General features: G+C 41.5%; 5 protein-coding genes. All 5 read right to left on the bottom strand.

What is annotated here, in order from left to right; all coding sequences use genetic code 11:
- The coding region (locus tag FD16_RS11590; protein WP_082603541.1) for a mucin-binding protein at positions 1–5,440 on the bottom strand (5,440 nt) is incomplete at its 3' end.
- A gap of 25 nt (positions 5,441–5,465) precedes the next feature.
- Positions 5,466–5,609 (bottom strand): hypothetical protein, encoded by a 144-nt coding sequence (locus FD16_RS13060; RefSeq protein ID WP_010621305.1) that lies wholly within the window; start codon positions 5,607–5,609, stop codon positions 5,466–5,468.
- 389 nt (positions 5,610–5,998) lie between these two features.
- Positions 5,999–12,802 carry a mucin-binding protein gene (locus FD16_RS11585; RefSeq protein ID WP_010621304.1) on the bottom strand — a complete coding sequence of 2,268 codons (6,804 nt, stop codon included), beginning with the start codon at positions 12,800–12,802 and terminating at the stop codon, positions 5,999–6,001.
- A gap of 25 nt (positions 12,803–12,827) precedes the next feature.
- Complete coding sequence (locus FD16_RS13055; RefSeq protein ID WP_164478695.1) at positions 12,828–12,977, bottom strand: hypothetical protein; 150 nt, start codon at positions 12,975–12,977, stop codon at positions 12,828–12,830.
- A 422-nt stretch (positions 12,978–13,399) separates the two neighbouring features.
- On the bottom strand, positions 13,400–16,092 hold a 2,693-nt coding region (locus FD16_RS11580; protein WP_156403257.1), incomplete at its 5' end, for a mucin-binding protein.

The following is a 16,092-nucleotide window of genomic DNA, read 5'->3' as shown; positions in this document are numbered from 1 at the left end:
TTAAGTTCTGGGTATGGCTGGCTGGTGCCTTACTCTGATCAGCTGATACCGATCCATCGCCGTTTAAGATCACGTAGTTGATCGTTTGCGTGCTCGTGGTCGTGCTGTTCGTTAAGTGATGGGTTAGATGGATCGTCAGATTATCACTATCATCCGTGGTGATCGTGTAATCCTCAGTTGCACTTTGGCCGGCAGCCAATCGATAGCCACTGTTGAGGCCACTTAAGTCTGCCGTATAGGTGCCACTTTCATCCGTCACACCATTAATCGTATCAGTCTTCACCGTTTCACCAGTTACATCATCGACATAAGTTACTGTCGCAGTTTCCGCATCTGGTGTGTAGTTGATTGTTTCCGTGGTGTCCTTAACATTCGCCGTGGCAGTTGGGGCTGGATAACTATAGTCCACTTCACTTGCACTTGGTGTGTAGCCGTTCACCGTTGGTGACGTTACGGCTGGATAACCTGTGGCTTCGGCAGTCGCGTAACTCGTACCAGTAACATCATCAGTCACAACTTTCCACGTTAAGTTCTGGGTATGGCTGGCTGGTGCTTTTGTTTGGTCAGTCGATACGGTACCATCGCCGTTTAAGATCACGTAGTTGATCGTTTGCGTGCTCGTGGTCGTGCTGTTCGTTAAGTGATGGGTTAGATGAATCGTCAGATTATCACTATCATCCGTGGTGATCGTGTAATCCTCAGTTGCATTTTGGCCGGCGGCCAATCGATAACCACTGTTGAGGCCACTTAAGTCCGCCGTATAGGTGCCACTTTCATCCGTCACACCATTAATCGTGGCTGTCTTCACCGTCTCACCAGTTACATCATCGACATAAGTTACTGTCGCGGTTTCCGCATCTGGCGTGTAGTTGATTGTTTCCGTGGTGTCCTTAACGTTCGCCGTGGCAGTTGGAGCTGGATAACTGTAGTCCACTTCGTTTGCACTTGGTGTATAGCCGTCCACCGTTGGTGACGTTACGGCTGGATAGCCTGTGGCTTCGGCAGTCGCGTAACTCGTGCCCGTCACATCATCCGTCACAACTTTCCACGTTAAGTTCTGGGTATGGCTGGCTGGTGCCTTGCTTTGATCACTTGAAGCCGTACCATCACCGTTTAAGATCACGTAGTTGATCGTTTGCGTGCTCGTGGTCGTGCTGTGTGTTAAGTGATGAGTTAAGTTAATAGTAAGAGTCGTACCATTATTAGCTGCAAGTGTGTAATCAACTGAACTACTTTGACCGCTTGCTAGTCTATAACCACTGTTAATATCACTTAAATCAACCGTGTACGTTCCAGTATCATCCGTGAAGCCGCTAATTGAATCTGTTTTAACAATTTCACCTGTCACATCATCTACATAGTTTACGGTTGCCGTTTCAGAATCAGCTGTATATGTGACTACTGCTGATTGGCTAGTTGGTTCTGTTGCACCGCTTCCCTGACTAAACGTGACCGTTGATTGACTTGGTGTATATCCCTCAACAGTTGGACTAACAATTGATGTAGTTGTGCTGTCTGGTACATAAGTTGTCGTATTCAAAACTGGATCAACTGTTACGGTCCAGTTAACAGTCGTTGATTTAGATGCCTGAGCATCTTTATCCGGCAATCCAGTATAACTAACTGTATTGGTCGTTGTCATATCCGTCACAGTTGTGTCATGGACTAAATGAATCGTTAACGGGGTATCTCCAGCGGTATACGTAAATGAAATTGTGTCGTCATTGATTGTTATATCTTGAGTATCTGCTAACTTGTATCCATCAGGAATAACTAGAGTGTAACTGCCCGCACTCCCTGAAGGACCATTAACAGTGACTGTATCGCCAACTTGGATCCCACCTTCATCGTCATCTACATAAGTGATGTCAAGATTACTATCACCGATCAATTCATACTGAACATAATTTCCATCATAACTGAATTGTGCAACATCCCCGATCACGGCCGAACCAACACCACCGTCAGCTCCCACAATGTGCATTGAATTTGCAACAAGTGTATATCCCGCTGGGAATAGTGCTTGATCTGTGGCCGAGAAGCCTGATTCAGTTGTCGGATAAATATCCTGTAATACATCAACATTTTCATTTAATGTTTGAGTTAAATCAGGCAGGTCAACATATACATCTTGGCCATTCAACGTGTAATGCAATCTTGCATAAACAGTTGACTGTCCTTCAATTGAAAGTTGGGCCGCCGTACCTTTTGAACTGATACTTGGTTTACTAGTGCCAACGTAGATTGCAGTTTCCAAATAGCCGGTATTACCAGCCTGCGATTGAAAATCTTCAACTGTACCGATAAATGCAATTCGGCCAGTAGAAGTGTTGCTTGAAATACCTGTCAATTCAATGATGACCGAACGAATTGCCGACCAATCAGTGACTTGATCTGCGGTAACGTACCCCGTAGTATCTGGACTAGTTGAATTAGCATCAATTGATTGCAAGCTTGTTGAATACAAAACCGTAGCAGTAATTGCAGTGCCAGTACCAGCAGCAGTGGTGTAATTTGTTGGTACCGTTATAGGACCAGTTAATTCAAAGTTATATTGTGATCCTTGCGAATCACCAACTGTTGGCAAGTTAACGACTTCTGTTGCAGTGGTATTTGTACTGCTTGCGGATGTGTTAACAACACTAGTATAAAAAGTTACTGTAGAATCTCCGTGTGTATCCGCCGTTCCGCTAGTAACTGCATCTGTGTCCTCATTACCTTGAGCATAAGAGTAGTCAGTAAAGATACCAGCCGAATTAAGAGTCCAGTTACCAATAGCTATCGTCACAGCATTTGTATCACCATTTACATATGACAGGTCTGCAGCTGCCCCTGTGTTATTAATTTTAGTGGTTGGAGAGTCCACGTACATGTAATACTTATATTGTCCTGGTAGTGCGTCAGAATTATTTGATAATGCAACTTGGACATAGCCACTACCAGTAGTCATATCAACATAGTCGCCGGTACCTGTATAGTCGATAATAACTAAAGTACGTCCGTCGTCTGTGGTTGAATACGATACTTTAGCATCGCCAGTATTCGCAACTTTATAAATAGTAGTGGATGTTGGGATAACGTAGTAAAAAATTGGTTCATATACCAAATTAGTTGTATGTGGATTACTCCCAATTTGCTGTAATGACATAAACCCAGAATTAGTGGCACCAGGAACCTGGGAAGTTTGATGGACATATGCATATACATTGGTATACGCTTCGGCAACAGTTTGTGTAACACTTTTAGTTGCAGCTGCTGTGGAGGAACCACCAAAGTTAAGTGTGACAGTTGTAGTTAATTTATCGCCAATATTCACTGCGGAACCATTATCGTAGGTCGTAGACAAAGTACCTACTAAAGTAAATGAACCACTTTTGGCTCCGGCAGCCAAATAGTTAGGAGTAATTACCGCTGTTCTAATTGCAGATCCATCAGCTGATGTGATTGAGCTACCAGCATCAACTATCCCATTTTCTTGAGTTCCATCAGCAAGCGTAATAACGTATGAATACGAGGTGGTTCCGTTCATATAATAACTACTATTATTGACTGATGTTGGGGTCGTGATAGTTGTTACATTAAATCCATTAGGAATGCTAACAGTAAGACTAGCATTAGTAGAGGAACTAGTAGATGTGTTAGTCAGGGTAAATGAATTTAGCGTTGCTGGTGGCGTACTTGTTCCTAACGACAATGTGGTTGAAGCAGAACTACTATTTCCGTTTAGAGTGACTGTACCAGTATTCGTGGTTGCGGTAGCCGTTCCTATCAGCGTATCGGTCCAGACCGTTGTCCCAGTCCCTGTTAGAGTGTCACCTGCAGCATTGATTACTTGCGTAAATGTTGCCGGTCCGCTGGCAGCAAGAGTTTGATTGGCGCTTGTTTGTGTTGTGGTATAGTAACCCACAATCTGATAACCGGATGGTGTGTTCCATCCTTGTTTACCACTGGCTGCAGAAGCAGTAATAATTATATTTCCACCAGGGCCATCAGGTTGAGTAATAGTTGTTCCTGCCAAATAATTTGTACCATCAGCGCCGACATTTAACGCTTGCGTCATTGAAGAATCTAATACAAATCCAGCGGGAACAGGAATCGTGATTGTTGTGCCACCATAATTAGCTGCCGAGTTTATTATGTTAGAAGCGTTGGAGCTGTCAGAAACACCGTTCCATTCGCCGACTTTAAAAGTATAAATATAGTCTGTGTTTGGTTGAACGCCGGTACTTGTAGCTGTATTAGTCCTAGTTGTTGTGCCAAAGTTTGAGTTAAGCCCAGGGGTAATTGTTTGTGTAAATGTTAATGGCGTTTGGTCAACACCATCGACTGAATATGTGATGGTCTTAGTAGTAGTTCCAATTTCTTGCATTGGATTACTATTAGCCCATGCATTTGTTAGCAGTGACACAGTGATAACTTGTGACACAACACCAGTTTTACTTGAATTAAAAGTGCCAACTAAGGTGTAGGTACCATCAGAATTTTTAGTCCAAGTCGATGTACCACCAACTGATGAAAGATCCTGATAACTATATGACTGAATAACGGCCGTTGTAGCGGGAAAGTTAATTGTATAAGTTTCACCAGCTACTGGATTGGTCACTGAGACAGTGACTATCAGTGATGACACTCCGGTATTATAACCAACGGCAGTCGCATTCAGGGTCACGGTAACATTGGTGGTCGTATCATCAGCGACCGCCTGAACTTCTTGCGCTTGGCCAGTTAGTGCGTAAGCCTGTTCTGCACTTGTTTTAGCATCTGCAATTGCGTCAGAGCTTGGGTTTATCAAAGTAACAGTGTTTAAATCAGCACTATTTGAACTGGCACCAGATAAAGTGACGCTATCTGCTGCAGAAGATAACGATGTTACAGATTGACTGCCTGAGGCAGAACTAGTTGTCGCACTCGAACTAGAAGCAGTGCCCGCACTTGCAGCAGATATACTTGAATCCGAATTTATTGATGTAGCATCTGAGGCAGCTACAGTAGCTGAACTTGCAGTACTTGTATTACTTGCCGAACTGGCTGTCGAACTTGCATCACTAGTTTCTGCAACGACGGCAGAACTAGTTTCGTTACTGGTAGCCGATGATTGGTTGCTACTTTCAGAACTAGTACTCTGTGAATCAGCAGTTGAGTTTGTGGCAATCGACGTCGCATCTGCACTAGCGCTTTCCGAGGTAGCAGATGCAGAGTTTAGTACTACCGCGCTTGATGAAGCACTTGAGCTACTAATAGTGGCAACCTGGCTACTATCAGCTTGATCCGTATTAGTGTCAGCTTGTGCAGTTAATGTGCTAGCACCAAAAATAGCAACAGCAAATAGGCTCGAGAAAAGCCATGTTTTCCCGGACTTATACATTCGATAATGCAATCCCGACTTATCTTCATGGGATGTATGATTTTTACTTGATAATTTTCTGTAATCTCCTAGCATGCTAATTCCTCCCAGCTTTTAATTTTCAGTGTACTTTAACGTTATCTTTCAAATATTTTTTGATCAGTTCCTCTAACAGATTGGCAACACTTGTATCATTTTCGACAGCATCAATTTTCATTCTTTTGATTAGGTCCGCGTCTAGGGTTGTTGTGAATTTTCGTTTCATTTTAGTCATCCCCCTTTAATTTATACCCCTATTTTACGGTGATTTTTCATTCCAGTAAACACGTACGCTTATATATTTTTAATTATTTTTCTAAACACTGATAAGTAAAACTTTTTACGTTCTATAGCCATAAGCAAAAATTATTTTTTTATTTAAAAAGCATTCTAATTGTGCGTGGCTATTGGTTTTGCGTCAAATGTTTTAACCACCCAATATCTGCTAGTATCGTAGGCATTATGAGCGATAAATATTATTATCGTTTATATAATTATCATGTTTGCTAGATAAGTAAATTCCTCTTTTCCTGAATTTATTTATCACGTGAACCACATCAAATTTTAAAAAAAGCTTGGTAACAATTTTCTGTTACCAAGCTTTTTTGATACTAACTAATCTTCATCACGTTTACGTTTCTTCAATCCGATGATTCCAAGGAATCCTACCAATACACCAATGGCTGTTAAGCCAATTTCTTGACTCTTTTCATCACCTGTTTGAGGTAATTTTTGTTGCGTGTTACTTGTGTTATTAGTGTTATTAGTGTTATTAGTGTTATTAGTATTTTTAGAGTTCGACGAACTGTCGCTTTCTTGATTTAGATCAGTATTTATGACTGTTATATTCTGAGTATTTTCATTTTTACTACCGACATTAGTGGCTGATGATTCTGGGATAACGTTACCCGTCTGAGTTTTCGAATTATCGCCATCATTATTTGACGTTGTCGTATCTTTCGAACTGTCACCATTGTTACCTGATGTTGTTGTATCATCAGAATCTGATCCGTCACCATTATTACCAGTGTTAATTGGTGTGACCTTCACTGAAATTTCAGATACTCCAGCTTCGACAATCATCGTTGCATCATTATTATCAATCGTATAGCCATCAATTGATGGGATTACATACGTAGAATCAGTTTTGCCGTTGATAGTCACCGTTTTAACAATTTTCCCAGTCACTGAATCAACATAGTTAATTGTGATGGATTGACTATCCGCTGTGTAAGTTACAGTTGCTGTTGTATCAGTCAATTGGCTAAGTGCCATGCTTCCATTTACAACCATTGCAACAGCATCAGTATCAGCTGAGTAACCTGCAATATCAGGGCTAACAACTTTATCATACACATTTTGTGCAGTTGCATACGATTCCCCGGTAACGTCGTCAGTGACTGTCTTCCAGTTCATTGTTTGTACAACTGATGAAGGTGTCTTTGTCTTGTCACCATCAGCAATTACATAGTTGATTGTCCTAGTAGTTGTTGCTGTGCCATCTGTGATGTGGTGATTTAAATGAATCACTAAGTTAGCATTACCATCAGCCGTGAATGTGTAATCAATGGTCGATGCTTGACCATTTGCCAAAACATAGTTTGTTGGAATCACAACATTGTAGGTGCCAGATTCGTCAGTCACACCAGTTAATGTCTGTGTTGTACCGACTTGTTGGCCCGTAACATCATCAATGTAAGTGACATTAATTGTTTGAGCATCGGGCGTATAGTTCACTGTTGCAGTCTGGTTGTTAGGCTGCTCGTTTACCGTACTTTGTGCAAACTGAACTTGTGACTCATTGGCGGTGTAACCAGATACCACCGGAGTTTCAATTGAAGTTGTAGTATTTGCAGGTGTGTATGTCGTCATTCCAGTAACTTCGTCAGTATCAGTAGTCCATTCAACATCAGCACTCTGATCTGGTTGAGTTTTTGATTCTGGCAACCCTGTGTAGCTTACAGTATTCGTCGTTGTTAACTGACCAATTGTGTGTTGGTGAACCAGGTGAATTATAATAGTTTGGTCTTCACCAGCTGTCAGAATGTATGATCCATTAGTTTTTTGACCAGTTGCAACTTTATATCCAGCTGGCAAGTCGTTAGTGTTCCATTCAACCGTTTCATCTGTGACACCATTAATTTCATATGAATCGATCAATGAACCATTGTTATCGTCATCAACATATTTGACCGTTACAGTTTGTGAATCTGCATTGTAGTTCACAGTCTTTGACTGATCTGCCGGTGTGCTAGTCGATGCTGCTTGACTAAATTCAACAGTGCTTTGACTAGGTGTGTAACCTGCCACTGTTGGTGAGACAACAGTATTGGTTGCATCCGCTGGTGTGTAAGTTGTTACCCCAGTAGCTTCATCCGTATCCGTTGCCCATTCAACATTTACAGTACCATCAATTGGTGTCTTACCTTCAGGGAGACCCGTGTAGTGAACGGTGTTGGTTGTCGTTGCTGTTCCCGTTGTGTGGATATGAGCCACGTGGATCTGAACAACCTGATTAGCATCTGCGGTAAATTGGTAAGTACCATTTGCAGCTTGTCCGTTTGCTAATTTATATCCAGCTGGCAAATTGTTCGTATTCCAATCTGCGGTTCCATCGGTTACCCCGTCAATTTGTGCGGTTGTACTTAGAACAGTGCCGCCATTGTCGTCATCAACATATTCCACAGTTGCCGACTGGGCATTAGCCGTATAGTTAACTGTTGCCGTTTGACCAGTTGGAGCCGTTGTCGTTGTGCTTTGATCAAAATCAACACTTGCTTGGTCTGCAGTATATCCAGCGACTGCAGGTGATGAAATGGTCGTTGTCGTATCAACTGGCGTGTAGGTTGTTACACCAGTGGCTAAATCAGTATCCGTCACCCAATTCACATCAGCTGTCCCCGCTGACAGATTTTTATCATCAGGTAAACCGGTGTAGTTAACTGTGTTAGTCGTTGTAGCGGTGCCAGATTCATGAATATGTGCAACATGAATTTTCACAACTTGATTAGCATCTGCGGTAAATGTGTAAATGCCATTCGCATCTGCTTCATTAACTAATTTATATCCAGTTGGTAGATTATCTGTATTCCACTCAGCGCTGCCATCAGTAACCCCAGTGATTGTAGTCGTGGTGGTTAAAATTTTTCCATTATCATCGTCATCTACGTATTCGACAATGGCTGACTGCTTATTAGCTGTGTAGTTAACAGTTGTTGTTTGGCCATCCGGCGTCGTTGTCGTTGTCGTCTGGTCGAAATCAACACTCTCTTGATCCGCCGTATAACCTGCTACTATTGGTGAATCGACAGTGCTAGTTGTAGTTGCTGCTGTGTAGGTTGTCACCCCTGTAGCTTCATCTTTATCAGTTGTCCATTCAACATTCACAGTACCTGCAGCTGGTGTTTTATCGTCAGGAAGGCCTGTATAAGTAACGGTGTTAGTTGTCGTTGCAGTCCCAATTGTGTGAATATGTGATACATGTACCTGAATTACTTGATTATCATCTGCAGTGAAAGTGTAAGTACCGCTTGCCGCTTGCCCACTTGATAATTCGTATCCCGCTGGTAAATTGTCCGTATTCCAATCTGCAGTTTCATCGGTCACTCCGTTAATTTCTGCAGTTTCACCTACAATCTCACCGCCATTATCATCATCCACGTATTCCACCGTTGCTGACTGCTTATTGGCCGTATAGTTAACAGTCGCTGTTTGACCAATTGGTGCCGTTGTGGTTGTTGCTTGATTAAAATCTACACTTGTTTGTTCTGGTGTATATCCAGTTACTTCTGGAGACGCAACCATAATCGTTGTATCCTCCGGTGTGTATGTTGAAATGTTTGTCACCTTATCGGTATCAACGTTCCAAATTACGGTGGCCGTTTCTGAATCCGGTGTCTTACTTTCTGGCAATCCAGTGTAGTTCACAGTGTTAGTTGTCGTCATTGTGCTGGTCGCATGTTGGTGTTCTAGGTGAACAACGATTTCATTTGTATCGCCACTTGTGATCGTATATGAAATACCATCAGCATCACTCGAGTTTACCAATGAGTAATTATCAGGAACGACTGGAGTATAGGTTACATCATCCCCAGCAAACCCAGTGATTGTACCAGTGTTGCCAACTTGTTTACCACCTTCATCGTCGTCAACATAAGTGACCGTTACATCCATCTTTTGATCGTAGATAACTTCGATTGATTCATAACTTAATTTAGAATATTCGTCCGAATCATCGATGGTTGGCGTATTCCCAAAATTGATCAGTGAGTTTTGAGTATTGTCGAGCAAATATGCTAAATAGTCCCCAGGTGTCATGTTTGCCATTTGTGATTCATCTACAGTATAGCTTCCTTGTACACCACCGTCTGCATCATATGTTGTTATCGTCAACGTGTTTGCAACGTTGTCTACTTGATAAACGGTTTTTGCAGTTTGAGTTGGATTGTAATCGGAGTTTGCGGTGCTTTGATTAACAATTACCTGATAAATTTGTTTGGTTGGATATCCCTGATCACTGGCACTAGCGTCATATCCTGTTGAGCTTTCACCATCAGGATAGGCAATGTCGATGCTGCCAGATTTTAGAGTGTTACCCGCTGTATCTGTGACAGTCACTGGAATGGTAATCGTTACTGGACTAATTGTTAAAGTACCGGCAACATTAATACTGGTATCAAATAAATATCCAGTATTAGCTGCAGCAATGTCAGCGAGTCCTTGTGCTGAAAATGACACAGTGTATGTTCCAACAGCCGCATTAACGTCTGTCACATCTAGATCATCAGATGAAACTGGCACTGTGTAGCTACCATCAGCATTGGCTATCCAAGTTGATGGTGCTACAAACCCATCTGGCAATGACACCGTATAACTTGTTGGTGTGCTGCCAGTCCAAGTCATGGTCATGTTTTCTACTGTAGCTTTGAGCGTCGTTGTATCGATTACCTTTTTGTAAACTGCATTATACGTATTGCCTGGTGCAACTTCATCTACCGATGTTAATGCTGACGAGATCAATGGATAGGTAGCAACGTTTGCAATTGAATCAGCGACTAATTCGTATGTCACACCGTCAACAGTTATAGTTTGAGGAACGATGCTGGAGGTACTGTAGGTGTCTCCTGGCGTTCCTGTTGAAGTCACTGATGTCTTGATTACATTGCCATCAGTATCGACAAAGTTATAGGTATCTTGAACTTTAACATTTGAGGCGATCGTGTATGGATAGATATAATTGCCATACGTGTTATTTAAAACATACGCATTATCAATTCCCAGGGCAGCGGCTACCTGAGGAATGTTAACATATGCTCCATAGCCGTTTACCGTGTATTGTCCTTGAGTGTCAGCATAGTTGTCAGTGACATATAAAACTGCACTATCATTATTTTGAGCATCTGGTCCAATAAATCCACTTGTAATTGTTGAATTAGGATCCGAAACGATGGTTAGTGGTGTGGTTTCATCTAAAGTTTCAGATCCGTTAACCGTTGTGACGGTCTTAAAGCTGATCTTGAAAACCTGTCTACCGTTATAATCTGCTTCTTGTTCAACTGTCAAACCAGTGTAATTAGCACCAATTGATGCTAATCCCGCAGTAAGTTGATTATACACGGCCGTTGCAGCATCATCCGCAACAATCGTATTCCCATTTTCATCAGTTGTTCCAATTAAGAAACCATCTGGAACAATCAAATACTCAGTCAGATTATTAATGTCCAATATTGCGTTGTTGTTCAATGGCCTGATATCCAATTGCAATGAAGATCCGGTGGCATAATAGTTGTCACCTCCAGAATTTTGTGAATTCATGTCTTCGGTATCAGTGGTTGAAGAGGATATCGTTGTGAACATGTTTGCTGGATAGAATGTTGCATCTGAAGCAGTGTACGCATGAACCGTAATCGTCCCATTTTGAATATTATCAGCTGTTAACTCACCATCACTACCATTTAATTCAGTAATAGTACTTGCTAAAAATGTGATTGTATAAGTACCAACGGTCGATGTATCGACTCCACTGGTGTCAAAGTACGATACTGGAACACTATAAACAACACCTGTTTGATCGGCCACATCAGGTACAACGGTCCAATCACTAGGTATGGTTAAATTGGCTGAATTATTAACTGTCACATAGACATCCGTACCATTAAGTGATGTACCCACATTGATACTTTTGGATGCTATTACTGTCTGAATGTTAGAAGTAATCTGATAAACACCAGACGTGATCGTTGCATCATTGATGCTGTAGTTTGGGTTTGCCGCCTGCAGTTTTTGAAGCGCACTAGCAGACAAGGTAAGTAGGTATCTACCAACACTTTGTCCAGTAATGCCGACAATGTCTCCTGAGGCAGCACTAACTGTGTAAGTCCCATCTCCGTTATTAGCCCACCCAGCAGGTGCAACTAATCCGGAATTTGAGCCAATAGTCACCGTATATTCTGTCGGGTCAGTGGCAGAATTATTATCATATACCTTAGAACCACCTGAAATGACGATTGTTCCTGAAGAAGTTGGAGCCTGCGTAATTTCAAGTTTACCTGCAATAATATCCGATGCGTCAATCGTCAATTTACTATTAGCGGCTTGTAAGGCTGCCAATCCCACAGCTGATAACGTGACAGAATAAGTACCAACATTTTGTTGGACTGCTGATAGATCTAAATCACCAGATGAATTAGATACATAATACTGATTTGCGGTTCCAGTGACATACCAACCGCTAGGCGCATTCATACCATCTGATAATGTCACCGTATAATTTAATGGTGTATCTGCATTACCATCGTATACTTTGGTAGTTGTACCAACTGTAACTTGTGCCGAAACATCTGCAGCAACTGAATTAATTTGTTGTGCTGTAACCGTTGTGGCATAGTTTGATGCTGCACTAGCCTTAGCGTCAGATAATTCTGATGACGTTGGATTTATCAACGTCTGACTTTCGGTAGATGTACTCGTTGCTGATCCACTGGTTGCCTGTGATGTACTGCTAGAAAAGTTGGCTGATGATACTGCTTCACTAACTTGTGACTCACTAGTACCTGAAGTTGTTGTGTCTGTTGAAGACGACACAGCGGTACTACCAGCAGTTTCCGATGATGTACTTGAAACTAAAGTTGTATCGGCACTTGAAGATGCAGTTTCTGCAGATGTGCTTGCAGAAAGTACTATGCTCGAAGCACTGTTATTGGAAACCGATGTACTCGAACTATCTGTTAGAGATTGGGTTGCTGTATTTGTATCAGTAGTGTCTGCATGAACAGCAGTCGTTGATCCAAATAACAATCCTGTTCCAATTGCCAGGCTAGCTATGCTTGCATAAATCCAGTTTTTACCACTTTTATACGCTTTGTAATGTTCCTTCATGTTGCCTTTCAATTCATTTGTCCGGTTATTCTTTCCAAACATAATCCTGCACCCCCATTTATATTTTTTAATGTATCTTTCTTGATCTATTTTCTAAGTAAGGTTTTGCGATTTGCTCAATCAATGCTGATACACTTATCTCTTTTTTCACCGCAATGATTTTCAGTTGCTTAATGAGATCACTATCCAGCGTTGTCGTAAACTTTTTTCGTTCCACAAATCTCATCCCCTTTCAACCACTATTGTACGGCGTTATATATTTAAGGTAAATACGTACGTAAACATTTATCAAATTGTTAATAATTTAAAGTCAATGCCGTGTTTGTGATGCTTACGTTTTTGTTTAATTAACGTATTTGCATATATATAATAACAAAATTAAGTTTTATAGTCTTCAAATATGCTTCAAAATGATGATTTTGTTTCAACAAATAGTTTATTTTTCTTCAAATCACTGATTTAATCCCACTATTTTTTAATCTATCAATTGATATACCAATTTTCGTTGAATTTAAAATTTAAAACATCCTTTAGGCAGTGAGATCATTTTCTACTTAGCCAGTGAAAAGTACTTTTACACAACAAAAAAGCATCCATATTCTAATCAAAGAATATGAATGCTTTTCAGTTTATTCTGGCTTAATCTTCATCGCGCTTGCGACGCTTCAAACCGATTAATCCAAACATACCTGTCATTAAACCAAGAATAGTAACTGCTGCTGCTTGATCTTTATCATCACTCGTTTGTGGTAACTTGTTTTGATCAGCGGTTGTATTGGTCTTTGGACTGGCCTTAACATTTGCTGTTCCGTTACCCTTTGCGGTTAATGAATTTGCAGAAGCTGACTTACTTGTAGAAGTTTGTGACCCGGTGTTATTTCCAGTTGTTGAATTGTTAGTTGTGCCACCATTGTTTCCTGATGGTTCATTACTTGCAATTGCAGTAACTGGTACATTTACTTGAGTCAACCCAGCAACAAAGCTAGTTGGTAATCCAGTTCGGTCAACGGTATAGCCAGGTAGATCAGGAATTGTAAGTGCTGAATCCGTCTTACCAGTTACGGTAGCCGTTTTAACCGTCTTACCAGTTTGAGTATCAACATAACTGATTGTGACAGTTTGTTCATCCGCAGTGTAAGTAACTGTGTCATTGACATTCGTATCTGCCAATTCACTAGTAGGTACATTGCCTTCAGAAAGTTGTGCCACACTCAGCTTGTCAGCTGTGTAGCCGGCAATCACTGGGCTCTCAACTGCTGCGTATGAATTTTGTGCAGTTGCATAGCTGGTACCAGTAACTTCATCAGTAACTGTCTTCCAATTCATCGTCTGTGTGACTGTTTTAGGTGTCTTGGCAGAGTCACCATCAGTAATTACATAGGTAATTGTTCTGGTCGTCGTTGCTGTGCCATCAACAATACTATGAGTCAAATGAACCGTAATATTACCACTATTATCAGGTGCAACAGTGTAATTAACATCTTTGCTTTGACTGCTTGCCAGCCTGTATCCCGCATTGACGTCACTAAGATCAACCGCATACGTGCCAGTTTCATCTGTCACACCATCAATCGTATCAGTCTTAACAACATTACCTGCTGCATCATCAATGTATGTGACAGTGGTAGTTGAAGCATCCGGCGCATACTTCACAGTTTGTTCAGTGTTCTTTACGTCAGCTGTAGCAGATGGGGCTGGGTAGGTAGCAGCGATTGTTGCTTGATCTGGTGTGTATCCATCAATCTCTGGTGAAGTTACTGCAGCGTATCCAGCAGCTTCAGCAGTCGCATAACTAGTTCCAGTCACATCGTCAGTAACAACTTTCCAAGTTAATGTTTGGCTGTTATCTGCTGGTGCCTTTGTTTGTGAATCTGCAGCTGAGCCGTCTCCGTTCAAGATGACGTAATGAACAGTTTGTGTGCTCGTTGTTGTGCTGTTAGTTAAGTGGTGTGTTAAGTGAACTGTCAAGTTATCACTACCATCTGTGGTAATTGTGTAATCTTGTGTTGCACTTTCGCCTTCAGCTAGACGATAACCACTGTTGATGACACTCAAGTCAGCAGTATAGGTACCACTTTCATCTGTGACACCATTAATTGTGTCAGTTTTAACCGTTTCACCTGTCACATCATCTACATAAGTAACAGTAGCTGTTTCAGCATCTGGTGTGTAATTAACAGTGACATCAGTGTTCTTAACATTATCTGTAGCGGTTGGAGTTGGGTAACTATATGCTACTTCATCTTTGCTTGGTGTATATCCATCAAGAGTTGGTGAAGTTACAGCTGGATAACCACTTGCTTCTGCCGTTGCATAGCTCTCGCCTGTCACATCATCTGTAACAACCTTCCAAGTTAAAGTTTCAGTGTCAGTAGCAGGTGCCTTGCTTTGATCGCTTGAGACATTACCGTCTTTATCCAAGATCACGTAGTTAATAGCTTGATCGCTTGTAGTAGTGCTGTTTGTCAAATGATGAGTCAAGTGAATGACGATATTATCACTATCATTGACCGGTTCAGCGCTTCGTGCAAACAATGCTCTACCAGCAACACTTGGTGCAGTAATAATGTAATCTACTGTACTACTTTGACCTTGTGCCAAACGGTAACCACTGTTAATACCACTCAAATCTGCCGTATAGGTTCCAGTTTCGTCTGTGACACCATCAATCGTGTCAGTCTTAACGGTTGCACCAGTCACATCGTCAACATAGGTTACATTAACTGTATTGCCCTGTGGTGTGTAGTTCACAGTAATATTAGTATTTTCAATATCTGCGGTGGCAACTGGTGTTGGATAACTGTATGGAACTGAAGATTGACTAGGAGTGTATCCATTGACAGTTGGAGATGTAACAGCTGGATAACCTGTTGGCAATGCTGTTGCATAGCTTGTACCAGTCACATCATCTGTAACGACTTTCCAAGTTAATGTTTGCAAATTGTTGGCCGGTGCCTTACTTTGATCAATTGAGACATTGCCATCCTTATCTAGGATCACGTAGTTGATTTCTTGGGTGCTAGTTGTTGTGCTGTCGGTAACGTGATGAGTCAAATGAATTTGAACTACCTGATTATCATCTGCAGTAAACTTATAGGTTCCACTAGCGGCTTGTGTTGGAGAAAGAACGTAGCCGGTTGGAATCGTAGAACTATCCCAATTAGTCGTTCCATTAGTTGCCCCTGTTTGAACTCTATTAGACCCAACTACAGCCTCATCAGCTTGATCATCCACATATTCGATTGTGACACTTTGTTCACCCGCAGTGTAAGTCACCGTCACTGTTTCATTGACTGGAAGATCAGCCGTTGCGACGCCATTGTAGCTCTGTT

The organism is Paucilactobacillus suebicus DSM 5007 = KCTC 3549, from assembly GCF_001434475.1.
In the GTDB taxonomy this organism is placed as follows: domain Bacteria; phylum Bacillota; class Bacilli; order Lactobacillales; family Lactobacillaceae; genus Paucilactobacillus; species Paucilactobacillus suebicus.
Note: the sequence above shows the minus strand (reverse complement) of the source record. Positions and strands in the feature narration are given on the sequence as shown.

Coding starts and splice junctions, on each gene's coding strand:
- FD16_RS11585 (WP_010621304.1), bottom strand. CDS start 12,802: ATGTTTGGAAAGAATAACCGGACAAATGAATTGAAAGGCAACATGAAG.
- FD16_RS13060 (WP_010621305.1), bottom strand. CDS start 5,609: ATGAAACGAAAATTCACAACAACCCTAGACGCGGACCTAATCAAAAGA.